Source organism: Klebsiella sp. 7-CIP_Kleb. (assembly GCF_050378655.1).
Classification (GTDB): Bacteria; Pseudomonadota; Gammaproteobacteria; order Enterobacterales; family Enterobacteriaceae; genus Klebsiella; species Klebsiella quasipneumoniae.
In genome coordinates this window covers 22,602-48,414 of record NZ_JBNRLJ010000005.1, presented here as the reverse complement: position 1 = coordinate 48,414, position 25,813 = coordinate 22,602, and the positions used below count along the sequence as shown (strand labels likewise).

At 58.3% G+C, this 25,813-nt stretch carries 22 protein-coding genes and 1 other RNA gene; 17 read left to right on the top strand and 6 right to left on the bottom strand.

Annotation, left to right across the window (positions count from 1 at the left end; all coding sequences use genetic code 11):
* Positions 1–8: 8 nt before the first annotated feature.
* Genes ACQUTI_RS17440 through ACQUTI_RS17430 form a run of 3 tightly spaced genes read left to right on the top strand, consistent with a single transcriptional unit; the run spans position 9 to position 3,912 of the window.
* Positions 9–773 (top strand): aspartate dehydrogenase, encoded by a 765-nt coding sequence (locus ACQUTI_RS17440; RefSeq protein ID WP_155027085.1) that lies wholly within the window; start codon positions 9–11, stop codon positions 771–773.
* 15 nt (positions 774–788) lie between these two features.
* Complete coding sequence (locus ACQUTI_RS17435; protein WP_155026837.1) at positions 789–2,258, top strand: aldehyde dehydrogenase; 1,470 nt, start codon at positions 789–791, stop codon at positions 2,256–2,258.
* Between the two features lie 13 nt (positions 2,259–2,271).
* Entirely contained in the window at positions 2,272–3,912 is a 1,641-nt protein-coding gene (locus ACQUTI_RS17430; RefSeq protein ID WP_053809963.1) for a thiamine pyrophosphate-binding protein, read from the top strand.
* Between the two features lie 136 nt (positions 3,913–4,048).
* Here the strand turns inward: ACQUTI_RS17430 and ACQUTI_RS17425 are convergent, their stop codons facing one another.
* Entirely contained in the window at positions 4,049–5,317 is a 1,269-nt protein-coding gene (locus tag ACQUTI_RS17425) for an OprD family outer membrane porin (RefSeq protein ID WP_004205146.1), read from the bottom strand.
* A 377-nt stretch (positions 5,318–5,694) separates the two neighbouring features.
* On the bottom strand, positions 5,695–6,453 hold the full coding sequence (locus tag ACQUTI_RS17420; protein WP_017899781.1) for a M48 family metallopeptidase: 759 nt from the start codon (positions 6,451–6,453) through the stop codon (positions 5,695–5,697).
* Between the two features lie 279 nt (positions 6,454–6,732).
* On the opposite strand from ACQUTI_RS17420, the gene tkt reads away from it, so the two are divergent.
* From tkt to ACQUTI_RS17385, 7 genes are all read left to right on the top strand, one after another.
* Positions 6,733–8,724, top strand: coding sequence for a transketolase (gene tkt, locus ACQUTI_RS17415; RefSeq protein WP_017899782.1), 1,992 nt, complete (start codon positions 6,733–6,735; stop codon positions 8,722–8,724).
* Between the two features lie 386 nt (positions 8,725–9,110).
* Positions 9,111–10,139 carry an erythrose-4-phosphate dehydrogenase gene (epd, locus tag ACQUTI_RS17410; RefSeq protein ID WP_004205289.1) on the top strand — a complete coding sequence of 343 codons (1,029 nt, stop codon included), beginning with the start codon at positions 9,111–9,113 and terminating at the stop codon, positions 10,137–10,139.
* A gap of 39 nt (positions 10,140–10,178) precedes the next feature.
* On the top strand, positions 10,179–11,342 hold the full coding sequence (gene pgk, locus ACQUTI_RS17405; RefSeq protein WP_004205291.1) for a phosphoglycerate kinase: 1,164 nt from the start codon (positions 10,179–10,181) through the stop codon (positions 11,340–11,342).
* A 97-nt stretch (positions 11,343–11,439) separates the two neighbouring features.
* Positions 11,440–12,519, top strand: coding sequence for a class II fructose-bisphosphate aldolase (gene fbaA / locus ACQUTI_RS17400; protein WP_004205292.1), 1,080 nt, complete (start codon positions 11,440–11,442; stop codon positions 12,517–12,519).
* Between the two features lie 190 nt (positions 12,520–12,709).
* The gene (locus ACQUTI_RS17395) at positions 12,710–13,567 is read left to right on the top strand and encodes a small-conductance mechanosensitive channel MscS (protein ID WP_122542300.1); all 858 of its coding nucleotides are present in this window, start codon (positions 12,710–12,712) and stop codon (positions 13,565–13,567) included.
* 151 nt (positions 13,568–13,718) lie between these two features.
* Complete coding sequence (gene argO, locus ACQUTI_RS17390; RefSeq protein ID WP_004205294.1) at positions 13,719–14,354, top strand: arginine exporter ArgO; 636 nt, start codon at positions 13,719–13,721, stop codon at positions 14,352–14,354.
* 89 nt (positions 14,355–14,443) lie between these two features.
* The gene (locus ACQUTI_RS17385) at positions 14,444–15,211 is read left to right on the top strand and encodes an oxidative stress defense protein (RefSeq protein ID WP_004205295.1); all 768 of its coding nucleotides are present in this window, start codon (positions 14,444–14,446) and stop codon (positions 15,209–15,211) included.
* 54 nt (positions 15,212–15,265) lie between these two features.
* On the opposite strand, the gene argP is transcribed toward ACQUTI_RS17385, so the two are convergent.
* Positions 15,266–16,159, bottom strand: a complete 894-nt coding sequence (argP, locus tag ACQUTI_RS17380) for a DNA-binding transcriptional regulator ArgP (protein ID WP_002916497.1) — start codon at positions 16,157–16,159, stop codon at positions 15,266–15,268.
* A 167-nt stretch (positions 16,160–16,326) separates the two neighbouring features.
* On the opposite strand from argP, the gene rpiA reads away from it, so the two are divergent.
* Positions 16,327–16,986 carry a ribose-5-phosphate isomerase RpiA gene (gene rpiA / locus ACQUTI_RS17375; protein WP_002916495.1) on the top strand — a complete coding sequence of 220 codons (660 nt, stop codon included), beginning with the start codon at positions 16,327–16,329 and terminating at the stop codon, positions 16,984–16,986.
* Positions 16,987–17,255: 269 nt separating this feature from the next.
* Positions 17,256–18,488, top strand: a complete 1,233-nt coding sequence (gene serA / locus ACQUTI_RS17370) for a phosphoglycerate dehydrogenase (RefSeq protein WP_043520934.1) — start codon at positions 17,256–17,258, stop codon at positions 18,486–18,488.
* 83 nt (positions 18,489–18,571) lie between these two features.
* Here the strand turns inward: serA and ACQUTI_RS17365 are convergent, their stop codons facing one another.
* From ACQUTI_RS17365 to zapA, 3 genes are all read right to left on the bottom strand, one after another.
* Positions 18,572–19,168 (bottom strand): 5-formyltetrahydrofolate cyclo-ligase, encoded by a 597-nt coding sequence (locus ACQUTI_RS17365; protein ID WP_004205297.1) that lies wholly within the window; start codon positions 19,166–19,168, stop codon positions 18,572–18,574.
* A 99-nt stretch (positions 19,169–19,267) separates the two neighbouring features.
* Positions 19,268–19,451: non-coding RNA, 6S RNA (gene ssrS / locus ACQUTI_RS17360), on the bottom strand.
* A gap of 41 nt (positions 19,452–19,492) precedes the next feature.
* Positions 19,493–19,822, bottom strand: coding sequence for a cell division protein ZapA (zapA, locus tag ACQUTI_RS17355; protein ID WP_004205298.1), 330 nt, complete (start codon positions 19,820–19,822; stop codon positions 19,493–19,495).
* A gap of 166 nt (positions 19,823–19,988) precedes the next feature.
* Between zapA and ACQUTI_RS17350 the strand changes: the two genes are divergently transcribed.
* From ACQUTI_RS17350 to gcvT, 5 genes are all read left to right on the top strand, one after another.
* Positions 19,989–20,567, top strand: coding sequence for a YecA family protein (locus tag ACQUTI_RS17350; RefSeq protein ID WP_002916486.1), 579 nt, complete (start codon positions 19,989–19,991; stop codon positions 20,565–20,567).
* 23 nt (positions 20,568–20,590) lie between these two features.
* On the top strand, positions 20,591–21,907 hold the full coding sequence (pepP, locus tag ACQUTI_RS17345) for a Xaa-Pro aminopeptidase (RefSeq protein WP_017899789.1): 1,317 nt from the start codon (positions 20,591–20,593) through the stop codon (positions 21,905–21,907).
* Positions 21,904–23,082 (top strand): 2-octaprenyl-6-methoxyphenyl hydroxylase, encoded by a 1,179-nt coding sequence (ubiH, locus tag ACQUTI_RS17340; RefSeq protein ID WP_122542302.1) that lies wholly within the window; start codon positions 21,904–21,906, stop codon positions 23,080–23,082. The genes pepP and ubiH overlap by 4 nt, the downstream gene beginning before the upstream one ends.
* Positions 23,083–23,092: 10 nt before the next feature.
* Positions 23,093–24,295, top strand: coding sequence for an FAD-dependent 2-octaprenylphenol hydroxylase (gene ubiI, locus ACQUTI_RS17335; RefSeq protein ID WP_032456601.1), 1,203 nt, complete (start codon positions 23,093–23,095; stop codon positions 24,293–24,295).
* Between the two features lie 423 nt (positions 24,296–24,718).
* Complete coding sequence (gene gcvT / locus ACQUTI_RS17330) at positions 24,719–25,813, top strand: glycine cleavage system aminomethyltransferase GcvT (protein ID WP_004205303.1); 1,095 nt, start codon at positions 24,719–24,721, stop codon at positions 25,811–25,813.

Here is a 25,813-nt window from a genome sequence, read left to right as displayed (position 1 = left end):
GAAAGATGATGAAAAAGGTCATGTTAATTGGCTATGGCGCGATGGCCCAGGCGGTGATTGAACGCCTGCCGCCGCAGGTGAAGGTGGAGTGGATCGTGGCGCGTGAATCGCATCACGCAGCGATCTGCCTGCAGTTTGGTCAAACGGTGACGCCGCTTACCGATCCGCTGCAATGCGGTGGGACGCCGGATCTGGTGCTGGAATGCGCCAGTCAGCAGGCGGTCGCGCAGTACGGCGAAGCGGTGCTGGCGCGCGGCTGGCATCTGGCGGTGATCTCGACCGGCGCGCTGGCGGACAGCGAACTGGAACAGCGTTTACGCCAGGCGGGTGGCAAGCTGACGCTGCTGGCTGGCGCGGTGGCCGGAATAGATGGCCTGGCGGCGGCGAAAGAGGGGGGGCTTGAACGAGTGACCTATCGGTCGCGTAAAAGCCCGGCCAGTTGGCGCGGTAGCTATGCTGAACAGCTTATCGACCTCAGCGCGGTCAATGAAGCGCAGATTTTCTTTGAGGGCAGCGCCCGCGAGGCGGCCCGGTTATTCCCTGCGAATGCCAACGTGGCGGCAACCATCGCGCTGGGCGGTATCGGCCTTGACGCGACCCGGGTACAGCTGATGGTCGATCCGGCTACGCAACGCAACACCCATACGCTACACGCCGAAGGATTGTTCGGCGAGTTTCACCTGGAGCTGAGCGGCCTGCCGCTCACCAGCAATCCGAAAACATCGACCCTCGCGGCACTGAGCGCGGTACGCGCCTGCCGTGAACTGGCATAACGCAGAGAGGCTGAGATGGACGAATTAGACATTTTTATCGGCGGCCAGTGGCGTCGCGGCGGCGGCAATTTGATGCACAGCCAGTTTCCGGCGGATGGCGCTATTAACGCGGCGCTGCATGCGGCAAGCCTCGATGATCTGCAGGAGGCGATCGACTGTGCCGACCGCGCCTGGCGGGAGCCAACGTGGCGGGCGATGCTGCCGCATCAGCGGGCGAAGATCCTGCATAAGGTCGCGGAACTGATAGAGGTGCAACTTGATGAGTTAAGCCAAAAGCAGAGCCGCGATAACGGTAAGCCGCTGGCGGAGGCGCGGGGACTGGTGATGAGCGCGGCGGGGACGGCGCGCTATTTTGCCGCCGCCTGTGAACTGCTGGAGGGCGAGCTGCCGACGCCGCGGCAGGCGGATCTATTGACCCTGAGCCGCTATGAGCCGCTGGGCGTGGTGGCGGCGATCACCCCGTGGAACTCGCCGATCGCCAGCGAAATGCAGAAGGTGGCCCCGGCGATCGCCGCCGGAAATGCGGTGATCCTCAAACCGGCGGAAGCCACGCCGCTGATGGCGCTGGAGCTGGCGAAGATCTTTGAGCAGGCCGGTTTACCCGCCGGACTGCTGAGCGTGCTGCCGGGTAAAGGAACGATTATCGGCGATGCGCTGGCCCGCCATCCTAAGGTGCGCAAAATTTCCTTTACCGGCGGCACCACCACCGGACGTCACCTGGCGCATGTGGCGGCGGAAAAACTGATCCCGGCGTCGCTGGAGCTGGGCGGCAAATCACCGACCATCGTGCTGGAAGATGCCGATATCGAACAGGCGGCGCGGGGCATCTGCTACGGCATTTTCAGCTCCGGCGGCCAGGCCTGTATTGCCGGCTCGCGGCTGTTTGTTCATGACAGAGTGTACCCGCAATTAATGGCCCGCCTGCTGGAGTTAACCCAAGGGCTGCGGGTTGGTCACCCGTTCAACGCTGGCACCCACGTCGGGCCGCTGATCAACGATAAACACCGCCAGAGCGTGCAGGAGTACGTCGAGCTGGCGAAACGCGAAGGCGGCAGGGTGCTATGCGGCGGCGAGATCCCGGCGGATCCGGCACTGGCGGCAGGCAGCTATTTCCTGCCGACCATCATTGAAGGGCTGAACAATCAGGCCCGCGTTTGCCAGGAAGAGATCTTCGGGCCGGTACTGGTGGCGATGCGTTTTCGCGATGAAGCGGCGTTAATCCGTGAGGCCAATGATTCGGTCTTTGGGCTGGCGGCGGGGATCTGGACGCGCGATACCGGCCGCGCGCTGCGTCTGAGCGAGCAGCTGGAAGCCGGTACGGTGTGGATCAACACCTACAAAGTTTTCTCCATTTCGACCCCGTTTGGGGGCTTTAAAGAGAGCGGTCTGGGCCGCGAAAAAGGGATCCAGGGGCTGAAGGCCTGGATGCAGCAAAAGAGCATTTATCTGGCGACGGGTAATAGCGTCAACCACTGGTGCGACTGAGAAAGGGTGAGCAATGAGCGAAATGATAACCGTCGGCGATGCCATCGCCAGAACGCTGGAGCAGTATCACGTTGAAGCCATTTATGGCGTCATTTCTATCCATAACCTGCCGATCGCCGATGCCGTCGGCCAGCGGGAAAAAATCCGCTTTGTTCCGGCGCGAGGTGAAGCGGGCTCGGTGACCATGGCTGACGCCCACGGCCGTTTTTCAGGGCTCGGCGTGGCGCTGACCAGTACCGGCGCGGGGGCGGGTAATGCGGTCGGCGCGCTGGTTGAGGCGATGAACGCCGGTACGCCGCTGCTGCACCTGACCGGACAGGTCGAAAAAGCCTGGCTGGACGCCGACACCGGTTTTATTCACGAAACCCGCGATCAGTTGACCTTTCTGAAAGCCAGTTCGAAGCGCGCTTACCGCATTAGCAACGCCAACCAGGCGGTGGCTATCCTGCATAAGGCGATTCAGGAGGCGCAGACGCCGCCGTGCGGCCCGGTCTCGGTGGAGATCCCAATCGACATTCAGAGCGCCAAAATTCCGCCTTCACTGCTGACCGCGCCGCTGAAACGCGCTCCGGCGGTTGAGCCGGAACCGGCGATGGTCGATGCGCTGTGGGCACAGCTTAAGCAGGCGAAGCAGCCGCTGCTGTGGCTTGGCGGCGGCGCGTTAGAGAGCGGCGAGGCGGTGAAGACGCTGGCGGATGCCGGGGTGACGGTGATTTCCAGTACCCACGGCCGCGGCATTCTGGCAGACAGCCATCGCGCCAGCCTGCGCGCGTTTCATAATTCTCCCTCGGTTGAAGCGCTGATTTCACAATGTGATTTCACACTTGTGGCCGGTTCCCGGCTGCGCAGCAACGAAACGCGCTCATGGACGCTGGCGCTGCCCACGCCGAGGGTGCAGATTGATATCGACCCGGCGGCGGCCAGCCGTAACTACCTGATGGACAACACGCTGGTGGCGGACTGCCGCGCTTTATTAGACGCGCTGGCGAAGCGGGTACAGGGCCGGATATGGGGCGATGCGCATTGGGATAGCCAACTTAAAGAGGCGGTAGAGGCGGCGGAGCAGGGGCTGCGCGACCAGTGCGGCGCTTACGCTAAATTGAATGACGCGATTGCGCAGGCGCTGCCCGATGACGGCATCCTGGTGCGCGATATTACCGTTTCCGGCAGCCTGTGGGGCAGCCGTCTGTTCCGCGCTCACGGTCCGCTGATGAATATCCATTCTCTGGCCGGAGCCATCGGTATGGGGCTGCCGATGGCGGTGGGCACCGCGATTGCCAATCCGCAACGGAAAGTGGTCGGCCTGGTCGGCGACGGCGGCCTGAGCCTCAACCTTGGCGAACTGGCGACCCTGGCGCAGGAGAAGGCCAACGTGACGCTGTTGATTATGAACGATGGCGGCTACGGCGTGATGCGCGGTATTCAGGATAAGTACTTTGGCGGTCGCCAGTATTACAACGAGCTGCACACGCCGGACTTTACCCTGCTGGCGCAGGCGATGGGTCTGCAGGCGTGGAGCGTGGATCGGGCTGAGGATTTTCAGGCGGTGATGACCGAGGCGCTGGCGATGCCGGGGCCATCGGTGGTGGAAGTGAAGATGGGCCAGATTGGCGCGCTGCGCTTTGCCGGCCCGCCGCAGAAGACGCTGTATTAATGATAACCCAGTGACCCCAACCCTCTCCCTTCCGGGGAGAGGGTACCGTACGGCACAGGGGGTTAATCAAGGCGCCGGACGGTTGCTCCTGCGCGCCGGGAGAGGGCCGACCCGCAGGAGAGGGTTCATGACGTGCCTAAAACACGTTAAACGGATATTCGACGTAGAACCGCACTTCATTGCCGCTGACGTTATAGTCGCTGGCGTTGCTGGAAACCCGCAGTACCGAATACCGGAGTCTGAATTTCAAATCTTTCGCCGCCCCGTTTTGCACCTGGTATTGAACCTGATTGAACCATTCGTGTTCTTTGCCGTTGCTGGTCTCTGACGTTTTAATGTTATCCCCGCGCACGTAGGCGGTGGTCCAGGTCAGCCCCGGTAGCCCCAGCCCGGCAAAATCCAGTCCGTACGATGCCTGCCAGGAACGTTCATCTTCCCCGTTAAAATCAGACCAGTAGGAGTTGGCCAGCCAGATGGTGTTCCCGCCATCGCCGACGCCGCCCTGGTTCTGGTAGCCGCCATAGTGGTAGCCGGTGCTGCCGCTGCTTTGCTGGTAAGCGACTTTAAAGGTGTGAATATCCCAGATATAGCTGGCGGCCAGACTCCAGATGTTGTTACTGCGTCCGGTGTCATTGGCATCGGCATATTCTTGATCCAGACGTGAGTGATAGCCGTTGAAATCGAGAATCAGCTGCTGGCTGGCGGCGAACGGCTGCTTAAAGTTGAGGCCAAGATACTGTTTGTTCAGCACATCTTCGACATGCGACGCGTACAGCGCGCCGCTGAGCTGGTCGTTGAACCGGTAGCTTGCCCCGCCGAAGGTGAGGCTTTTCAGACCGCTGTTGTGGCTGTCGTCACTTTTACGCTGCTGATCGGTCAGGTAGCCGGCGTTAATGTCCAGACCGTCGATTTCGCGTGAGGTCAGCATGGTGCCGGTATAGCTCTCGTAGAGCAGGCGCGAGTCGTCGGCGTAGACGATGGGCAGCATTGGGCGCTGGCTGCCGTAGCTGAGCACGGTATTCGAAAAGCGCATTTTGCCGGTGGCGCCGAATTTCGCGAGGTCGGATTTTGCCCGGCCGTCGTCATCCTGGGCGAAAAAGTCGATGCCGCCCGCGCCGCTACGGCCGCGGCCGCCGTCGAGACGCACGGCGTACTGGGCGATGCCGTCCACGCCGAAGCCGACCGGCCCCTGGGTAAAGCCGGATGCGAAGGTGGCGATAATTCCCTGGCCCCATTCGGCTTTATCCGGCAGCCCATCGCGATAATCGCGTTTGATATAAGCGTTACGTAAAAAGAGATCCAGATGACTGTCGTCAATAAAGCCCTGGCTGGTCGATTGTTGGCTGGCGAAAGCCGGTGCGGCGGCAATAATGCCAAGTGCGATGAATGGTAATTCTTTTTTCACTGAGGGCACTTCTCTGTCTGTCGATATATTCAAGGGAATCACTGCAATCGCGATATTCTCCTGAAATAATGTCGAAAGCAATCATTGTGTGAGCAATGGTATCGGCAGGAAACAAGCGGTGTGGCGCGCGCTGGCTGCGTTTGGCGAAGAGGGGTGGACTATTTAATATTTGGTCGAACCCGGTTCTGAAAGGCGGATTGCGTACGCCGTTTTTCATTTGCCAAATAATATATTGCTGAGTAACAGCATATAAAATAATTGGCTGCGACGAGGTGCAATCATAATTAACGGTTTGTGCGCTTAAATTATCAATTGATGCGGCTAAATATTTTTACTGGTAGATAAAAAAGGGAGGCAGACATGCCTCCCGCTGGCGGTTATTTAATCCCGTCGGCCTTCATGCGATCGCGAATATGCTGCGCGCGGGCTTCCGATGCCGGGTGATCGTCAAACATCGAGCTCTGACGGCCGGCTTCCAGCTTGGCCAGTTTTTCGAAGCTGGTGGCCAGTCCCGACGGATTGATGCCGCGCTTACGCAGCAGGTCGTAAGAGTAGTCGTCCGCTTCCGATTCCTGGCGCTGGGAGAACTGCGAGTTCACCAGTTTTTCACCCAGATCGCCGAGCTGCGACTGGGACAGGCTGCCGACGATGCCGCCGGCGGAGGCCGCCGCCGCGCGCACAGCGTTGGTGCCCAGGGCAACCTGCATCCCTTTCTTCACGTGGCCCAGCGCGACGTGGCCCATTTCGTGGCCGATCACCGCCTCGACTTCATTATCGTTCATCAGATCCATCAGCCCGCTGTAGACGCGGATGCAGCCGTTGGCCATGGCGAAGGCGTTGACATCCTTAGTCTCATAGACCTTGTAGTTCACGGGCTGACCATTGATGTTATCGCCCAGCGCAGCCGCGATTTTGTTCAGCCGCTGGCTGTATTCACTACTGGCCGGGGCGATTTTCGCTTTGGCGTCCATCTCTTTACAGGCCTGGTCGCTTAAGGTTTTCACCTGCGCGTCGCTGAGGGAGTATGCCTGGAAGGCTTCGGCCCCTGAGCTGAGCAGACCGTTGGAGTCCATGTTCTGACATCCGGTGAGCGTTGCTGCGATCCCAAGAGCAAGTACGGTTGAGCGAATTTTCATTTTTTATCTTCCACAATCTTATGGTTGTTTATCCGACAATACGGCGACGGCAGGAAACCGTATTCTGCGTAAATTATAAAGAGTATCGCAGGATACGGGCGAGCGGATTCCGGCGTAGCACAACCTGTTCCAGAGATTTCTTAAAGGGCAAAAGGATGCTCCATGTACATGACTTGTCGCTTGGGTTACATTGTTCACACTTTTTTCCGGCGTAGCCCAAAACGCGCTCTCGTCAAGTCGTTAAGGGCATGGCCTTCAACAGTCCGAACTGGAGTCAAAATGTCCTCACGTAAAGAGCTTGCTAACGCTATTCGTGCGCTGAGCATGGACGCTGTACAGAAAGCCAAATCCGGCCACCCGGGTGCCCCGATGGGTATGGCTGACATTGCCGAAGTGCTGTGGCGTGATTTCCTGAACCATAACCCGAACAATCCGGCCTGGGCTGACCGTGACCGTTTTGTACTATCCAATGGCCATGGTTCGATGCTGATTTACAGCCTGCTGCACCTCACTGGCTACGATCTGCCGATTGAAGAGCTGAAAAACTTCCGCCAGCTGCACTCTAAAACGCCGGGCCACCCGGAAGTCGGCTACACCGCGGGCGTGGAAACCACTACCGGTCCGCTGGGCCAGGGTATCGCTAACGCGGTCGGGATGGCTATCGCCGAGAAAACTCTGGCGGCGCAGTTCAACCGTCCGGGGCACGACATCGTCGACCACTACACCTACGCTTTCATGGGCGATGGCTGCATGATGGAAGGCATTTCTCACGAAGTGTGCTCCCTGGCTGGTACCCTGAAGCTGGGCAAACTGGTGGCCTTCTATGATGACAACGGCATCTCCATCGACGGCCACGTTGAAGGCTGGTTCACCGACGATACCGCCAAACGCTTTGAAGCCTACGGCTGGCACGTGGTGCGCGGCGTTGACGGTCACGACGCTGACGCCATCAAACGCGCGGTAGAAGAAGCGCGCGCGGTTACCGACAAACCGTCCCTGCTGATGTGCAAAACCATCATCGGTTTCGGTTCGCCGAACAAAGCCGGTACCCACGACTCCCACGGCGCGCCGCTGGGCGACGCCGAAATCGCCCTGACCCGCGAAGCGCTGGGCTGGAAACACGCGCCGTTTGACATCCCGTCTGACATCTATGCGCAGTGGGATGCCAAAGAAGCTGGCCAGGCGAAAGAAGCGGCCTGGAATGAGAAGTTCGCTGCCTACGCCAAAGCTTTCCCGCAGGAAGCCGCCGAATTCACCCGTCGTATGAAAGGCGAGATGCCGTCTGACTTCGACGCGAAAGCCAACGAGTTCATCGCGAAGCTGCAGGCCAACCCGGCGAAAATCGCCAGCCGTAAAGCCTCTCAGAACGCCATCGAAGCGTTCGGTCCGCTGCTGCCGGAATTCCTCGGCGGCTCCGCTGACCTGGCGCCGTCCAACCTGACCCTGTGGTCTGGTTCTAAGCCGATCAACGAAGATACTGCCGGTAACTACATTCACTACGGCGTGCGTGAGTTCGGTATGACCGCTATCGCCAACGGTATCGCGCTGCACGGCGGTTTCCTGCCGTACACCTCCACCTTCCTGATGTTCGTGGAATATGCGCGTAACGCGGTACGTATGGCGGCGCTGATGAAGCAGCGTCAGGTGATGGTCTACACCCATGACTCCATCGGTCTGGGCGAAGATGGCCCGACTCACCAGCCGGTAGAGCAGGTGGCTTCCCTGCGCGTGACCCCGAACATGTCCACCTGGCGTCCGTGTGACCAGGTGGAATCCGCGATTGCGTGGAAATATGGCGTTGAGCGTCAGGACGGCCCGACCGCGCTGATCCTGTCCCGTCAGAACCTGGCGCAGCAGGAGCGTACCGCAGAGCAGCTGGCGAACGTGGCCCGCGGCGGTTACGTGCTGAAAGATTGCGCCGGCCAGCCGGAGCTGATCTTCATCGCCACCGGTTCGGAAGTTGAGCTGGCGGTTGCCGCGTGGGACAAACTGACCGCCGAAGGCGTGAAGGCGCGCGTGGTCTCCATGCCGTCCACCGACGCGTTCGACAAGCAGGATGCGGCTTATCGTGAATCCGTACTGCCGAAAGCCGTGACCGCGCGCGTTGCTGTGGAAGCGGGTATCGCTGACTACTGGTTCAAATATGTTGGCCTGAACGGCGCTATCGTTGGCATGACCACCTTCGGTGAGTCTGCGCCGGCTGAGCAGCTGTTCGAAGAGTTCGGCTTCACCGTCGACAATGTGGTCGCTAAAGCGAAAGCGCTGCTGTAATCGCTGGTACGGTGCGGGCTAATGCCCTCACCCCAACCCTCTCCCACAGGAGAGGGGGCAAGCACCAAAAACGGTAACCCAAGGGTTACCGTTTTTGCTTTTACCTCGTCACCCGGCTTTTTTGTATCTGCTATTCCTGAACCATGTAATACGGTTGTAAATTATTCCAGCAAAAATGTGATGTGAGTCATATAGCTGGTTTATTGCGCTGGACAAACATTCCTTTTATTCCTCGTTTGGCTTATTCTAGCTGAAGCGTTTCAGTCGTTTAAATGTTCGACAATTAATCAATCAGTCGCAGTTTGCAGCTGGTAAGGTTTCCCTCAGAGCGTAGCTGGATTACTCTGTCAGCCACCTCATCACAGGGACAGCCTTGCAGGAGATCTATGACCATTCGCATCGCGATTAATGGCTTCGGTCGTATTGGACGCAATGTGGTTCGTGCGCTATATGAATCCGGGCGCCGTGCGGAAATCACCGTGGTGGCAATCAATGAGCTGGCGGATGCTGCGGGCATCGCGCATTTGTTGAAATATGACACCAGCCATGGCCGTTTCGCCTGGGATGTTCGTCAGGAGCGCGAGCAGCTGTTTGTTGGCGATGATGCCATCCGTCTGCTGCACGAGCCGACCATTGCGGCGCTGCCCTGGCGCGAGCTGGCGGTAGACGTGGTGCTCGACTGCACCGGCGTTTACGGAAGCCGTGAGCACGGTGAGGCGCACCTGCAGGCGGGGGCGAAGAAAGTGCTCTTCTCCCATCCCGGCGGCAACGACCTCGACGCGACGGTGGTGTATGGCGTCAATCAGGATGAACTCCGCGCCGAGCACCGTATTGTCTCCAACGCCTCCTGTACCACCAACTGCATTATTCCGATCATTAAACTGTTAGATGATGCCTATGGCATCGAGTCCGGCACCGTCACCACCATTCACTCGGCGATGCATGACCAGCAGGTGATTGACGCCTATCATCCGGATCTCCGGCGTACCCGCGCGGCCAGCCAGTCGATCATTCCGGTGGATACCAAACTGGCGGCAGGGATAACCCGTATTTTCCCGCAGTTTAACGACCGTTTTGAAGCGATTGCCGTGCGGGTGCCGACGATAAACGTGACGGCAATTGACCTGAGCGTGACGGTTAAAAAACCGGTAAAAGCATGTGAAGTCAACCAGTTGCTGCAAAAAGCAGCACAAGGTGCATTTCATGGTATAGTTGACTATACGGAATTACCGTTGGTCTCGACAGATTTTAACCACGATCCGCACAGTGCTATTGTTGATGGCACGCAAACCCGGGTCAGTGGCGCGCATCTGATCAAAACGCTGGTCTGGTGCGATAACGAATGGGGCTTTGCTAACCGAATGCTCGACACGACGTTAGCGATGGCGGCTATTGGTTTCAGGTTCGACGCGTAAACGTCGACAAAACTTTATGAATCAACGAGAGGATTCACCATGTCTGTAATTAAGATGACCGATCTGGATCTGGCTGGTAAACGCGTTTTTATCCGTGCGGATCTGAACGTACCAGTTAAAGACGGGAAAGTAACCAGCGACGCGCGTATCCGTGCATCTCTGCCGACCATCGAACTGGCGCTGAAGCAGGGCGCGAAAGTGATGGTAACCTCCCACCTGGGTCGTCCGACCGAAGGCGAGTACAACGAAGAATTCTCTCTGCTGCCGGTTGTTAATTACCTGAAAGACAAACTGTCCAACCCGGTACGTCTGGTTAAAGACTACCTGGACGGCGTTGAAGTGGCTGCCGGCGAGCTGGTGGTGCTGGAAAACGTTCGCTTCAACAAAGGCGAGAAAAAAGACGACGAAGCGCTGTCCAAAAAATACGCCGCGCTGTGCGACGTGTTCGTGATGGACGCCTTCGGTACCGCGCACCGCGCGCAGGCTTCCACCCACGGTATCGGCAAATTTGCTGACGTGGCGTGCGCAGGCCCGCTGCTGGCCGCTGAACTGGACGCGCTGGGTAAAGCGCTGAAAGAGCCGGCTCGTCCGATGGTCGCTATCGTCGGTGGTTCTAAAGTATCCACTAAGCTGACCGTGCTGGATTCCCTGTCTAAAATCGCTGACCAGCTGATCGTCGGCGGCGGTATCGCTAACACCTTCGTTGCCGCCCAGGGCCACAACGTCGGCAAATCCCTGTACGAAGCGGACCTGGTTGATGAAGCCAAGCGCCTGCTGAGCACCTGCGATATCCCGGTTCCGACTGACGTTCGCGTCGCGACCGAGTTCTCCGAAACCGCAACGGCGACTCTGAAATCTGTTAACGACATCAAAGATGATGAGCAGATTCTGGACCTTGGCGACGTTTCCGCACAGAAACTGGCTGAAATTCTGAAGAACGCCAAAACCATTCTGTGGAACGGCCCGGTTGGCGTATTCGAATTCCCGAACTTCCGTAAAGGGACTGAAATCGTGGCTAACGCTATCGCGGACAGCGAAGGTTTCTCCATCGCCGGCGGCGGTGACACCCTGGCAGCGATCGACCTGTTCGGCATCGCTGACAAAATTTCCTACATCTCCACTGGCGGCGGCGCGTTCCTTGAATTCGTCGAAGGCAAAGTCCTGCCGGCAGTAGCGATGCTCGAAGAGCGCGCTAAGCAGTAATTCAGTTCAGGCGGGGAAACCCGCCTGTTTTTCAGCGCGCTTAAGGGCTCGCGAACCTTCTTCAACGGTCGAAGATACAGATACAGGACTAAGTAACATGTCTAAAATTTTTGATTTCGTAAAACCGGGCGTCATCACTGGCGACGACGTTCAGAAAGTGTTCCAGGTAGCGAAAGAAAACAACTTTGCACTGCCGGCGGTAAACTGCGTAGGGACTGACTCCATCAACGCCGTTCTGGAAGCTGCTGCGAAAGTACGCTCTCCGGTTATCGTTCAGTTCTCTAACGGCGGCGCAGCGTTCATCGCAGGTAAAGGCGTGAAAACTGACGTTCCTCAGGGTGCTGCTATCCTCGGCGCTATCTCTGGCGCGCACCACGTGCACCAGATGGCTGAGCACTACGGCGTGCCGGTTATCCTGCACACTGACCACTGCGCGAAGAAACTGCTGCCGTGGATCGACGGCCTGCTGGACGCGGGTGAAAAACACTTCGCCGCTACCGGCAAACCGCTGTTCTCTTCTCACATGATCGACCTGTCTGAAGAGTCCCTGCACGAAAACATCGAAATCTGCTCTAAATACCTGGCGCGCATGGCCAAAATGGACATGACCCTGGAAATCGAACTGGGTTGCACCGGTGGCGAAGAAGACGGCGTGGACAACAGCCACATGGACGCTTCCGCCCTGTACACCCAGCCGGAAGACGTGGATTACGCTTACACCGAGCTGAGCAAAATCAGCCCGCGCTTCACCATCGCCGCTTCCTTCGGTAACGTACACGGCGTGTACAAACCGGGTAACGTCGTTCTGACCCCGACTATCCTGCGCGATTCTCAGGAATATGTTTCCAAGAAACACAACCTGCCGCACAACAGCCTGAACTTCGTCTTCCACGGCGGTTCCGGTTCTTCCGCTCAGGAAATCAAAGACTCCGTCAGCTACGGCGTAGTGAAAATGAACATCGATACCGACACCCAGTGGGCAACCTGGGACGGTATCCTGCAGTACTACAAAGCGAACGAAGCTTACCTGCAGGGCCAGCTGGGCAACCCGAAAGGCGAAGACCAGCCAAACAAGAAATACTACGACCCGCGCGTATGGCTGCGTGCTGCACAGACTTCCATGGTGACTCGTCTGGAGCAGGCATTTAAAGAGCTGAACGCGATCGACGTTCTGTAAGAAAAATCTGTTTCTTACCCCGAAGCCCGCAGCAATGCGGGCTTTTTTATTATCTTAACAACAGGATAGCTCAGCAGAAAACTGTGATCCATTTGGCAAAACGTGCACTTATTGTTTACCCTATAACCTGACTGCCCTGTCGCAGGCTGAGTTATTTACTTCCCCTTGGGGGATTCATAAGGAATGTTAAATGGAAGATTTGAACGTTGTCGATAGCATCAACCACGCCGGGACGTGGCTGGCACGCAACCAGGAGCTGCTGCTGAGCTATGCCGTCAACATCGTCGCGGCTATCGCTATCCTGATCGTCGGGATGATCGTGGCGCGCGTCGTCTCTAATACCGTCAACCGCCTGATGCTGGCGCGTAAAATTGACGCCACCGTTGCCGATTTCCTCTCCGCGCTGGTGCGCTATGCGGTTATCGCCTTTACCCTGATTGCCGCCCTGGGACGCGTGGGCGTGCAGACCGCCTCGGTCATTGCGGTGCTGGGCGCCGCGGGTTTAGCCGTCGGTCTGGCGCTGCAGGGATCACTGTCTAACCTCGCGGCTGGCGTACTGCTGGTGATGTTCCGCCCTTTCCGCGCCGGCGAGTATGTCGACCTTGGTGGTATAGCGGGTACGGTGCTTAACGTACAGATTTTCTCCACTACCCTGCGTACCGCCGACGGTAAAGTGGTGGTGGTGCCGAACGGCAAAATCATCGCCGGCAACATCATTAACTTCTCCCGTGAACCGGCGCGCCGCAATGAGTTTATTATCGGCGTCTCTTACGATGCCGATATCGACAAGGTGAAGCAGCTCCTGACCTCGATTATCGAATCTGACGATCGTATTCTGCGCGATCGGGAAATGACGGTTCGCCTGAACGAACTCGGCGCCTCGTCGGTGAACTTCGTGGTGCGCGTCTGGAGCAAAAGCAGCGATCTGCAAAACGTCTACTGGGATATCCTCGAGCGCATCAAGCGTGAATTTGACGCCAACGGCATCAGCTTCCCTTATCCGCAGATGGATGTTCATGTGGTGCGTCTGCCGGAAAAAGCCGAGTAAACCGCCACTCAGTGACTCAGGCCGGCGATGCCGGCCTTTTTTAATGGCTCATTATTAGCTTTGCTTATTAATGATTAATACTTTCAATTTCCGCTAATAATTTATTCGCGTTATAGTCAGCGCCACTCTCGAACACAGCGGAAAAATCCTCATGTTTACCTATTACTTTCAGGGCCTTGCCCTGGGGGCGGCAATGATTTTGCCGCTTGGCCCCCAAAATGCTTTCGTGATGAACCAGGGGATCCGTCGTCAGTATCACCTGATGATTGCCTTGCTGTGCGCCGTCAGCGACTTGCTGCTGATCTGCGCCGGCATTTTTGGCGGCAGCGCGCTGCTGATGCAGTCCCCCTGGCTACTGGCGCTCGTGACCTGGGGCGGCGTGGCCTTTTTACTGTGGTACGGCTTTGGCGCATTGAAAACAGCGTTCAGCCAGAATCTTGAGCTCGCCAGCGCCGAGGTGATGCAGCAGGGGCGCTGGAAAATCATTATCACTATGCTGGCGGTCACCTGGCTGAATCCGCACGTTTATCTGGATACCTTTGTGGTGTTGGGCAGCCTGGGAGGCCAGCTGGCGATGGAGCCGAAGCGCTGGTTTGCGCTGGGAACCATTAGCGCCTCTTTCCTGTGGTTCTTTGGTCTGGCGCTGTTGGCCGCATGGCTGGCGCCGCGGCTGCGTACCGCCAGAGCCCAGCGGATCATCAACATTGTGGTCGGCGCCGTCATGTGGTTTATTGCGTTTCAGCTGGCAAAAGAGGGCGTCGGCCATATCCAGGCGTTGCTCAACTAAGCGTTGTCCGATGGACTTTCCCGCTGTACGCGCTAAGCTTGCTGGCATGCGTCCCGTAAGGGCGATTTAAGTAACATGGAGAAACGACAGTGAAGTTAAAAGTCTTAGCCCTGGCGGCAACACTCGGATTTAGCACGATGGCGGCACAGGCCAGCGAATTGCCGGACGGTCCGCATATTGTGACTTCAGGCACAGCAAGCGTTGCTGCGGTTCCGGATATCGCCACCCTGGCGATCGAAGTGAACGTGGCGGCAAAAGATGCCGCATCGGCAAAAAAACAGGCTGACGATCGCGTTGCGCAATACCTCTCTTTCCTCGAAAAGAGCGGCATTGCGAAAAAAGACATCAACTCGGCGAATCTGCGCACCCAACCTGATTACGACTATCAGAACGGGAAAAGCATTCTGAAAGGCTACCGCGCGGTGCGCACTGTCGAAGTGACCTTGCGCCAGCTGGATAAACTCAACGGTCTGCTGGACGGCGCCCTGAAAGCCGGTCTGAACGAAATTCGCTCCGTCTCGCTGGGCGTTGCGCAACCGGACGCCTACAAAGATAAAGCGCGTAAAGCGGCGATCGACGACGCCGTGCATCAGGCGCAGGAGCTGGCCGCAGGTTTCCACAGCAAGCTGGGTCCGGTGTACAGCGTGCGCTACCACGTCTCTAATTATCAGCCGAGCCCGATGGTTCGCATGATGAAGGCCGCTGACGCTGCGCCGGTTTCCGCCCAGGAAACCTACGAGCAGGCCACAATCCAGTTTGACGACCAGGTCGACGTCGTGTTTGAACTGCAGCCGGCGCAGGCTGCGGCCCCGGCCACGCCGGCGAAACCGGCTGAAGCGCCGAAACCGGCCCAGTAAGCGATAGAAACAAAAAAGCCACTTCAGCGAAGTGGCTTTTTTTATGCCCGCGGCTTAATCCTGACGCAGCACCTTGTGGCCGTAGTCGATGAGCGCATCGGTCACCCGGCGCATCATGCGGCTTTCCGGGGCAAAGCGGTGCCAGTAAAGCATACGGCGCTGAAACAGGCCGGGAGTGAGGTCGATAAGCTCGCCGCTGTTGAGCTCTTTTTCGATCTGCAGATGGGGGATCATGCAGCAGGTGGTGCCCTGGCGCGCCAGCTGGACGAAGGCCTCCGACGAGTTGACGATATGGCAGGGGACGCTACCCGGCGGCAGGTCGAAGTTTTGCTGCAGAAATGCCTGATGCATATCATCCAGATGATCGAAAGCGACGACCGGCGCTTTCAGCAGCGCCGAGCGCGTTACGCCGTTGGGGAAATAGCGTTGCGCAAACTCTTTTGAGGCGACAAACAGGTAATCGAGCGCGCCGAGCTGATCCACCAGGCAGCTTGGCAGCGCCTGTGGCTGGATACTTACCGCGCCGACCACTTCGCCACGGCGCAGGCGTTCCTGGGTGCGGGTTTCATCTTCCACCTGCAGGTTGAGACGAATAGGGGAGTCCGACAGCACATTAGCCAGCGCCGGCAGCAGCCAGGTCGCCAGACTGTCGGCGTTCACCGCCAGCGACAGCAGCAGCGGCGTGGAGCCAGTCTGCTCGTCCCCCAGCCACTCTTCCTCCAGCAGTTCAACCTGGCGCAACAGCGCCAGCAATTTTTGCCCTTGCTCGGTTGGGCGCGGCGGCACGGTACGTACCAGCAGCGGCTGGCCGAACATATTTTCCAGTTGCTTAATACGCTGTGAGACGGCGGACTGGGTAATACATAGCTTCTGCGCGGCGCGCTCAAATCCTCGTTCTCTAATCACCGCGTCCAGCGCTTGTAGTGTCCTGTAGTCCGGTCGTTTCATTATTCTGGCGTGCCCCCATAACTAATCGTTATCTCGCACTATGACATAAATTTTTATTTGATACAGACGAAATTGGTCTGCTCTGTTGTGTGATCTGCATCGCAGGGACATTTCCACTGTCGATGTTCTATAATGCGCCACAGGCATTCACATCTCGGACCATAATTATGACGCAGGATGAACTGAAAAAAGCGGTAGGTTGGGCGGCGCTGCAATACGTACAGCCAGGGACCATTGTGGGCGTAGGCACCGGCTCGACGGCGGCCCATTTTATTGACGCGCTGGGCACCATGAAGGGGCAAATCGAAGGGGCGGTTTCCAGCTCCGATGCCTCCACCGAGAAGCTGAAAAGCCTCGGGATCACCGTCTTCGATCTCAACAGCGTCGATCGCCTGGGGATCTACGTTGACGGCGCGGATGAGATCAACGGCCACATGCAGATGATCAAAGGCGGCGGCGCGGCGCTGACCCGTGAGAAGATCATCGCCTCGGTAGCGGATAAATTTATCTGCATCGCCGATGCCTCCAAGCAGGTCGATATTCTGGGTAAATTCCCGCTGCCGGTTGAGGTCATTCCGATGGCGCGCAGCGCCGTGGCGCGCCAGCTGGTCAAGTTGGGCGGCCGTCCGGAATACCGTCAGGGCGTGGTGACCGATAACGGCAACGTGATCCTTGACGTGCACGGCCTGGAAATTCTCGATGCTATCGCGCTGGAAAACGCGATTAACGGCATTCCTGGCGTCGTGACCGTGGGGCTGTTCGCCAACCGCGGCGCCGACGTGGCGCTGATCGGCACCGCTGACGGTGTGAAAACCATCGTAAAATAGTCTGTCCGCAGGGAGCCAACCGGCTCCCTCGCAAATATTTTTTCACCTGGCGCAATTTAGTGACTTCTGTCACATTTGTGCAACCATTCTGATTAACGCGCTACCGTTCATTATCTTTCTGGTGTTTTGTCCTGCCATTTCCTTCTGAATGACATTTCTTCAGGACGGCGACGCAAACGTTCATATTGCCGCGATAGTTTTTTTTGATATGTTGCTGAGACGAACTTTCGTTCAGCACGACATCAGTTAAGACAAAACAGGACGGGGAAATGGCTAAGGTATCACTGGAAAAAGACAAGATTAAATTTCTGCTGGTTGAAGGTGTGCATCAAAAGGCAATCGATAGCCTTCGCGCGGCAGGTTACACCAACATTGAATTTCATAAAGGCGCGCTGGATTCCGAACAGCTGAAAGCGTCGATCCGTGATGCCCATTTCATCGGCCTGCGTTCCCGTACCCACCTGACTGAAGAGATTTTCGCCGCGGCGGAAAAACTGGTTGCCGTCGGCTGTTTCTGCATCGGTACCAACCAGGTCGATCTGGACGCCGCCGCGAAACGCGGTATTCCGGTGTTTAACGCGCCATTCTCCAATACCCGTTCGGTGGCCGAGCTGGTGATCGGTGAGCTGCTGCTGCTGCTGCGCGGCGTGCCGGAAGCCAACGCCAAGGCGCATCGCGGCGTATGGAATAAGCTGGCGGTGGGGAGCTTTGAAGCGCGCGGCAAGAAACTGGGGATTATCGGTTACGGCCACATCGGCACCCAGCTCGGCATTCTGGCGGAATCGCTGGGGATGCATGTCTTCTTCTATGATATTGAAAACAAACTGCCGCTGGGCAACGCCACTCAGGTACAGCATCTCTCCGACCTGCTGAACATGAGTGATGTGGTTAGCCTGCACGTGCCGGAAAACGCCTCCACCAAAAATATGATGGGCGCGGAAGAGCTGGCGCTGATGAAGCCGGGCGCGCTGCTGATCAACGCCTCCCGTGGTACCGTGGTGGATATTCCGGCGCTATGCGATGCGCTGGCGAGTAAGCATCTGGCCGGGGCGGCGATCGACGTCTTCCCGACCGAACCCGCGACCAACAGCGACCCCTTCACTTCGCCGCTGTGCGAGTTTGATAACGTGATCCTGACGCCGCATATCGGTGGCTCCACTCAGGAAGCGCAGGAGAACATCGGTCTGGAAGTGGCCGGCAAGCTGGCGAAGTACTCTGACAACGGGTCTACCCTGTCGGCGGTCAACTTCCCGGAAGTTTCTCTGCCGCTGCACGGTGGACGCCGTCTGCTGCACATCCATGAGAACCGGCCGGGCGTCCTGACCGCCATCAACCAGATCTTCGCCGCGCAGAGCATCAATATTGCCGCCCAGTATCTGCAAACGTCGCCGCAGATGGGTTACGTGGTTATTGATATCGAAGCGGAAGAAGATGTTGCCCAGCAGGCGCTGCAGGCGATGAAAGCGATTCCGGGGACTATCCGCGCCCGTCTGCTGTTCTAACCATTTTTGCCTCTCGGGCAGGTCGCGTGCCTGCCCGTTTTTTTGTTAACACCTTCCAGGCAGAAATTCTTCTCCCCACGTACCTACCAACACCAGGTTTTGCCCGGGGTGATCACCGCCGGCAGCGGAATATCCCACTCTTCGCTCGGCAGGGTGTCCACCTGCTGGCAGTCGTGCGCGTAGCCCACCGGCTGCAGGCGATACTGCTGCCAGTTTTGCAGCGTCCGGTCGTAAAAACCGCCACCCATCCCCAGCCGTTGTCCGCCGGCATCGAAGGCCACCAGCGGGGTGACCAGCACATCGAGATCAGCGAGCGGCAGCACGTCGCGCACGTCGAGCTTCGGTTCACGGATCTTCAGGCGATTCACTATCAGTTCGCTCTGCGGATGGTAATGTAAAAACAACAGGTTACCGGGGCTAAACGGATGCAGCACCGGGAGATACACCCGCTTGCCGGCCCGCCAGAGCTGGTCAATCAGCGGTTGGGTGTCCAGCTCGCCGTCAAAGGAGAGAAACAGCGCCACGGTGTGGGCGAGAACCACCGGCGGCCAGGCCATCATTCGCTCTGCGGCCTGCAGGGCAAACTGCCGCTGTTGCTCAGGGCTGAGCGCGCGTCGACGCTCGCGGATCTGCTGGCGAATATGCTGGCGGGAAAGCAGGGTATCGGGCTGTAGGGTCATGCAGGTCTCATGGCGAGCAGGCGAAACAATAGAAAGCAGTGTAATACAGTGCGGCGTCAGCCGAAAACAGGTGTGGGGGAATAATGCGAAGTGAGGAAGGGAATCTCCGAGATGCCGCCGCAGGCTGTAACCCTTGAACCCTTGGTTCAAGGTGAATGTGTCGTCACGGTTTTAAGGCTTCTCGGACGGACCGAGCATGCTCACCAACCGTGGAGCGCCACATTCTTGTGGTATGAAATATCGGCTCAGGGGACTGGCCCGCTTGCAAACATCTCAGAGAAATTTTGTTCCTGGAGTTACTCTAACACAGTTAACTGCAAAGTGTTATTCAAACTTCGACCCTGGTCTTTCGCTTATGCGACCTTGCTCAAGCAATGCTTGCTCGATGGTCTGCTGAAGCATGCGAATGCGCTGCTCCATGCTGGAAGCGTAGTCGCGGGTCTTCGCTTTTTCCTGAGTCAACTCATAGCTGATGTTCAACGCGGCGATGAAGACCAGCTGCTCAGTATTTGTGACTCTAGTGCGTTCTTTTAAATCTTGCAACCGCTGATTAAGGTCTTCAGCTGCCTGATTCAGGGCATCCCTTTGTTCAGGCGGGCAATTCACTCGCAGTGAACGGCCGAAAATTTGGAGATCTACGGGTTGTGCAGACATGCCACCTTCCTGCTGATTGACTGCGCTGCCTTCACACCCTGACCCGGGTCTGCGAAGGGGCGACACTATAGCTACCCTGGTGCGAAGATACAAGCCCTATTCTGGTTCACCAGGGTCCAAAGTGGTAGCATACCATGAATATTCCTCCCAACGATGACGAATGCGCATGTCTATACAGAACGAAATGCCTGGTTACAACGATGTAGACCAGTTACTGAACCAACAAGGGGTAGGGCTTACCCCGGCCGAGATGCACGGTTTGATCAGCGGATTGCTGTGCGGCGGCAACACGGACAGCAGCTGGCAGCCGCTGGTGCACGACCTGACCAACGAAGGTCTCGCCTTCGGCCATGAGCTGGCCCAGGCGCTGCGTAACATGCATTCCGCCATCAGCGACTCACTGGATGACGACGGCTTCCTCTTTCAACTGTATCTGCCGGAAGGCGATGCGGTGAGCGTCTTTGATCGCGCCGACGCTCTCGCCGGCTGGGTCAACCACTTCCTTCTTGGCCTTGGCGTGAGCCAGCCGAAGCTGGATAAAGTGAAAGACGAAACCGGGGAAGCGATTGACGATCTGCGTAATATTGCCCAGCTGGGCTACGATGAAGACGAAGATCAGGAAGAGCTGGAGATGTCTCTGGAGGAGATTATCGAGTATGTCCGCGTTGCCGCACTGCTGTGCCACGACACCTTTGCGCGTCAGCAGCCAACCGCACCGGAAGTCCGCAAACCGACATTACACTAACTAAAATTCGTTCAGGGGGCGTCATGACTCAGCAGGAATTTCTCTCGCGTCGCCAGGCGCTGTTGGCGCAGATGCAGCCAGGCAGCGCGGCGCTGATTTTCGCCGCACCGGAAGCGGTACGCAGTGCAGATTCGGAATATCCCTACCGGCAGAACAGCGATTTTTGGTACTTCACCGGCTTCAACGAACCGGAAGCGCTGCTGGTGTTGATTAAAAGCGATGAAACCCACAACCATAGCGTGCTGTTCAACCGGGTTCGCGATCTGACCGCTGAGATCTGGTTCGGTCGCCGTCTGGGCCAGGAGGCCGCGCCGGCGAAGCTTGGCGTTGACCGGGCGCTGGCGTTCAGCGAAATCAACCAGCAGCTGTATCAGCTGCTCAACGGTCTGGACGCTATCTATTTCGCCCAGGGCGAATATGCCTATGCCGATGAGATTGTGTTCAACGCCCTCGAAAAACTACGCAAAGGCTCGCGCCAGAACCTGCAGGCGCCGAACTCGGTCATCGACTGGCGGCCCATTGTGCATGAGATGCGCCTGTTCAAATCGGCGGAAGAGCTGGCCGTGATGCGCCGCGCCGGTGAAATTAGCGCTCTGGCCCATACCCGGGCGATGGAAAAATGCCGCCCAGGCATGTTCGAGTATCAGCTGGAAGGCGAAATTCTTCATGAATTCAATCGCCACGGCGCGCGTTTCCCTTCCTATAACACCATCGTTGGCGGCGGCGAAAACGGCTGCATTCTGCACTACACCGAAAATGAATCTGAACTGCGCGACGGCGATCTGGTGTTGATTGACGCCGGCTGCGAGTATCGCGGCTACGCCGGCGACATTACCCGCACCTTCCCGGTGAACGGCAAATTCAGCCAGCCGCAGCGCGAAATCTACGATATCGTGCTGGAATCGCTGGAGACCGCGCTGGAACTCTACCGCCCGGGCACCTCAATCTGCCAGGTGAATCAGGAAGTGGTGCGCATCATGATCACCGGCCTGGTGCGGCTCGGGATCCTCAAAGGCGAGGTTGACGAGCTGATCGCCAACAACGCCCACCGCCCGTACTTTATGCACGGTCTGAGCCACTGGCTGGGGCTGGATGTGCACGATGTCGGTAATTACGACACCGACCGTTCGCGCGTCCTGGAACCGGGAATGGTGCTGACCGTCGAGCCGGGGCTGTATATCGCCGCCGACGCCGACGTGCCGGCGCAGTACCGCGGCATCGGCATCCGTATTGAAGATGACATCGTGATCACTGAAGACGGGAACGAAAATCTCACCGCCGGCGTGGTGAAGAAGGCGGATGAGATCGAGGCGCTGATGGCGGCGGCGCGCCAGTCATGAGCGTGCTGATCGTCGGCGGCGGGATGACCGGGGCGACGCTCGCCCTGGCCATCTCCCGTTTGACCGGCGGCGCGCTGCCGGTCCATCTGATTGAGGCGCAGGCTCCCCAGTCGGCTCGCCATCCCGGCTTCGACGACCGGGCGATCGCCCTGGCCGCCGGCACCTGCCAGCAACTGGCGCGCATCGGCGTCTGGCAACGTCTCGCCGAGCGGGCGACGCCTATCCAGCGGGTACATGTCAGCGACCGCGGCCATGCTGGTTTTGTGAATCTGGCGGCGGCGGATTATAGCCTGTCGGCGCTGGGTCAGGTGGTTGAACTCCACGATGTCGGCCAGCGACTGTTTAGCCTGCTGCGCGAGGCACCGGGCGTGACGCTACATTGCCCGGCGAAAGTGGCAGCGGTCAGTCGCAGCCAGGAGAGCGTCAGCCTTACCCTTGAGGGGGGCGAAACGATCAGCGGTAAGCTGCTGGTGGCGGCGGACGGTTCGCGTTCGTCGCTGGGCGCCCGCTGCGGCATCAGCTGGCAACAGCAGCCCTATGAGCAACTGGCGATTATCGCCAACGTGAGCACCGCGCTGCCCCACGAAGGCCGCGCGTTCGAACGTTTTACCGAGCATGGCCCGCTGGCAATGCTGCCGATGTCGCAAGGGCGCTGCTCGCTGGTGTGGTGTCATCCGCAGTCGCGCCGCGATGAGGTGCTGAGCTGGTCTGACGAACGTTTTTGTCAGGAGCTGCAGCAGGCGTTCGGCTGGCGGCTGGGGCGCATTACTCACGCCGGGAAGCGCAGCGTCTATCCGCTGGCTCTCACCACCGCCAGCCGCGCGGTGTCGCACCGCCTGGCGCTGGTCGGCAACGCGGCGCAGACGCTGCACCCGATTGCCGGGCAGGGCTTTAATCTCGGCCTGCGCGATGTGATGAGCCTGGCGGAGTTGCTCGCTGACGCCCATCTCAGCGGCGAAGATGTCGGCCATTATCCGCTGCTGTGTCGCTATCAGGCGCGCAGGGCAGGGGATAAAGCCACCACCATCGGCGTGACCGATGGGCTGGTGCATCTGTTTGCCAACCGTTGGGCGCCGCTGGTGGTGGGGCGCAATGTCGGTCTGATGGCCATGGAATTATTTACCCCGGCGCGCGATGCGCTGGCGCAGCGTACCCTCGGTTGGGTTCCCCGTTAAGGAGTAGAACGTGCAAAGTGTTGATGTTGCCATTGTTGGCGGTGGAATGGTGGGGCTGGCTGTAGCCTGCGGTTTACAGGGCAGCGGCCTGCGCGTCGCGGTGCTGGAGAAAGCGGAGCCGCAGCCGCTGGCCGCCGATGCGCCGCCGGCGCTGCGCGTGTCGGCAATTAACGCCGCCAGCGAAAAGCTACTGACCCGCATCGGCGTCTGGTCAGAGATCGTCGCCCAGCGCGCCAGCTGCTATCACGGCATGGAAGTGTGGGACAAAGACAGCTTCGGCCGCATTAGCTTTGATGACCAGAGCATGGGCTTCAGCCATCTGGGCCACATTATTGAAAACGCTGTGGTGCATTATGCGCTGTGGCAGAAGGCGCAGCGTTGCGCTGACGTTACCCTGCTGGCGCCTGCGCAACTGCAGCAGGTGGCGTGGGGCGAGAATGAAGCCTTTCTCAGCCTGCAGGACGGCAGCATGCTCACCGCGCGGCTGGTGATCGGCGCCGATGGTGCCAATTCATGGCTGCGCAATAAAGCCGATATTCCGCTGACCTTCTGGGATTACCATCATCATGCGCTGGTGGCGACCATCCGTACCGCTGAGCCGCATCAGGCGGTGGCCCGCCAGGCGTTCCATGGCAACGGGATCCTCGCCTTCCTGCCGCTCTGCGATCCGCATCTGTGCTCGATCGTCTGGTCGCTGTCGCCGGCGGAGGCGCAGCGGATGCAGGAGGCTGATGAAGCCACCTTTAATCAGGCGTTGAATATCGCCTTCGATAATGGCCTTGGCCTCTGCCAGCTGGAAAGCGCACGTGAAGTCTTCCCGCTGACCGGCCGCTATGCCCGCCAGTTCGCCGCCCACCGCCTGGCGCTGGTCGGCGATGCCGCGCATACCATCCACCCGCTGGCCGGGCAGGGCGTCAATCTCGGCTTTATGGATGCCGCCGAGCTTATTGACGAACTGAAGCGCCTGCACGCCCAGGGCAAGGATATCGGCCAGCATCTTTATCTGCGCCGCTACGAGCGTAGCCGCAAGCACAGCGCCGCGCTGATGCTGGCGGGCATGCAGGGCTTCCGCGACATGTTTTCCGGTAGCCATCCGGCGAAGAAATTCATCCGCGACATGGGGCTGAAACTGGCCGATACGCTGCCGGGCGTGAAACCGCAGCTGATTCGCCAGGCGATGGGCCTCAACGATCTGCCTGCCTGGTTACGTTAACCGCGTCACACTTCTTTCACCCGGCCTGCGCGCCGGGTTTTCCCCCTCATTTGAAATATTCTAATTTCACCTCTTTTTTCGCATTAGATTTATTAATGCGTCCTTTTTTTTGTTAAAGAAATTAGGACGATAAAATCGCACAAAACACCATCATTCCCTAATCAGTGCCGCCTTAATGTTAATTTTATGTGGCATAAATCGCTTTTTTCCAGTCAATAACTCTGTAGGCTTTTCGGCGGATTTTAGTCATAAGCTAATGTGATGCCCTGAATGAGCTTATGGTTTAGTGCCGGGTTCGGTGGTAAGTTCAGGCAAAAGAGAACGTTTGCGTCGGCGTTCGTCAGCGATGCCGACACCCGATTTCGTGGCGAAAAATCGCCGACAATCTTGTGGCTGGTTCCGTTTTTATTCGATGAGGAAAAGATGGCTCAACAGACTCCGTTGTATGAACAACACACGCTGTGCGGCGCGCGCATGGTGGATTTCCATGGCTGGATGATGCCGCTGCATTACGGATCCCAGATTGATGAGCACCATGCGGTGCGAGGCGACGCAGGCATGTTCGATGTGTCGCATATGACCATCGTTGATTTCCATGGCAGCCGGACCAGAGAGTTCTTGCGCTATTTGCTGGCCAACGACGTGGCGAAGCTCACCACCCCAGGCAAAGCGCTCTACACTGGCATGTTGACCGCCTCCGCCGGCGTCATCGACGACCTGATTGTCTATTTCCTCTCTGAAGATTATTTCCGCCTCGTTGTTAACTCCGCCACCCGCGAAAAAGACCTCGCCTGGATTTCCGAACAAGCTGAACCCTACGGCCTCGAAATCATCGTCCGCGACGATCTGTCGCTGATCGCGGTCCAGGGTCCGCAGGCGAAAGCGAAGGCGGCGACGCTGTTTACCGACGCGCAGCGTCAGGCCGTGGAAGGTATGAAGCCGTTCTTCGGCGTGCAGGCCGGCGAGCTGTTTATCGCCACCACAGGCTATACCGGCGAAGCGGGCTATGAAATCGCCATGCCGAACGAGCAGGCGGCGGATTTCTGGCGCGGTCTGCTGGACGCTGGCGTTAAGCCATGCGGTCTCGGCGCGCGCGATACCCTGCGCCTGGAGGCCGGAATGAACCTGTATGGCCAGGAGATGGACGAAGGCGTCTCTCCGCTGGCGGCGAATATGGGCTGGACTATCGCCTGGGAACCGGCGGATCGTAACTTTATCGGTCGCGAAGCGCTGGAGATGCAGCGTGAAAAGGGCACCGAACAGCTGGTTGGCCTGGTGATGACTGAGAAAGGCGTCCTGCGCGGCGGCCTGCCGGTGCGTTTTACCGATAGCGACGGTAACCAAAAAGAAGGCATTATCACCAGCGGCACCTTCTCGCCGACGCTGGGCTACAGCATCGCGCTGGCTCGCGTGCCGGCCGGGATTGGCGACACCGCGGTGGTGCAAATTCGTAACCGTGAAATGCCGGTAAAAGTGACTAAACCTGGTTTTGTACGCAATGGCAAAGCCATTGTGTGA

Bases quoted from the DNA above. Each gene is read 5' to 3' on its own strand.
- ACQUTI_RS17420 (WP_017899781.1), bottom strand. From the start codon at position 6,453: ATGAAAATTCGCTCAACCGTACTTGCTCTTGGGATCGCAGCAACGCTC.
- ubiH (WP_122542302.1), top strand. From the start codon at position 21,904: ATGAGCGTGCTGATCGTCGGCGGCGGGATGACCGGGGCGACGCTCGCC.
- epd (WP_004205289.1), top strand. From the start codon at position 9,111: ATGACCATTCGCATCGCGATTAATGGCTTCGGTCGTATTGGACGCAAT.
- ACQUTI_RS17435 (WP_155026837.1), top strand. From the start codon at position 789: ATGGACGAATTAGACATTTTTATCGGCGGCCAGTGGCGTCGCGGCGGC.
- ACQUTI_RS17440 (WP_155027085.1), top strand. From the start codon at position 9: ATGAAAAAGGTCATGTTAATTGGCTATGGCGCGATGGCCCAGGCGGTG.
- ACQUTI_RS17365 (WP_004205297.1), bottom strand. From the start codon at position 19,168: ATGACCCTACAGCCCGATACCCTGCTTTCCCGCCAGCATATTCGCCAG.
- rpiA (WP_002916495.1), top strand. From the start codon at position 16,327: ATGACGCAGGATGAACTGAAAAAAGCGGTAGGTTGGGCGGCGCTGCAA.
- tkt (WP_017899782.1), top strand. From the start codon at position 6,733: ATGTCCTCACGTAAAGAGCTTGCTAACGCTATTCGTGCGCTGAGCATG.
- serA (WP_043520934.1), top strand. From the start codon at position 17,256: ATGGCTAAGGTATCACTGGAAAAAGACAAGATTAAATTTCTGCTGGTT.
- ACQUTI_RS17430 (WP_053809963.1), top strand. From the start codon at position 2,272: ATGAGCGAAATGATAACCGTCGGCGATGCCATCGCCAGAACGCTGGAG.
- zapA (WP_004205298.1), bottom strand. From the start codon at position 19,822: ATGTCTGCACAACCCGTAGATCTCCAAATTTTCGGCCGTTCACTGCGA.
- pgk (WP_004205291.1), top strand. From the start codon at position 10,179: ATGTCTGTAATTAAGATGACCGATCTGGATCTGGCTGGTAAACGCGTT.
- fbaA (WP_004205292.1), top strand. From the start codon at position 11,440: ATGTCTAAAATTTTTGATTTCGTAAAACCGGGCGTCATCACTGGCGAC.
- argO (WP_004205294.1), top strand. From the start codon at position 13,719: ATGTTTACCTATTACTTTCAGGGCCTTGCCCTGGGGGCGGCAATGATT.
- gcvT (WP_004205303.1), top strand. From the start codon at position 24,719: ATGGCTCAACAGACTCCGTTGTATGAACAACACACGCTGTGCGGCGCG.
- argP (WP_002916497.1), bottom strand. From the start codon at position 16,159: ATGAAACGACCGGACTACAGGACACTACAAGCGCTGGACGCGGTGATT.
- ACQUTI_RS17395 (WP_122542300.1), top strand. From the start codon at position 12,710: ATGGAAGATTTGAACGTTGTCGATAGCATCAACCACGCCGGGACGTGG.
- ACQUTI_RS17350 (WP_002916486.1), top strand. From the start codon at position 19,989: ATGTCTATACAGAACGAAATGCCTGGTTACAACGATGTAGACCAGTTA.
- pepP (WP_017899789.1), top strand. From the start codon at position 20,591: ATGACTCAGCAGGAATTTCTCTCGCGTCGCCAGGCGCTGTTGGCGCAG.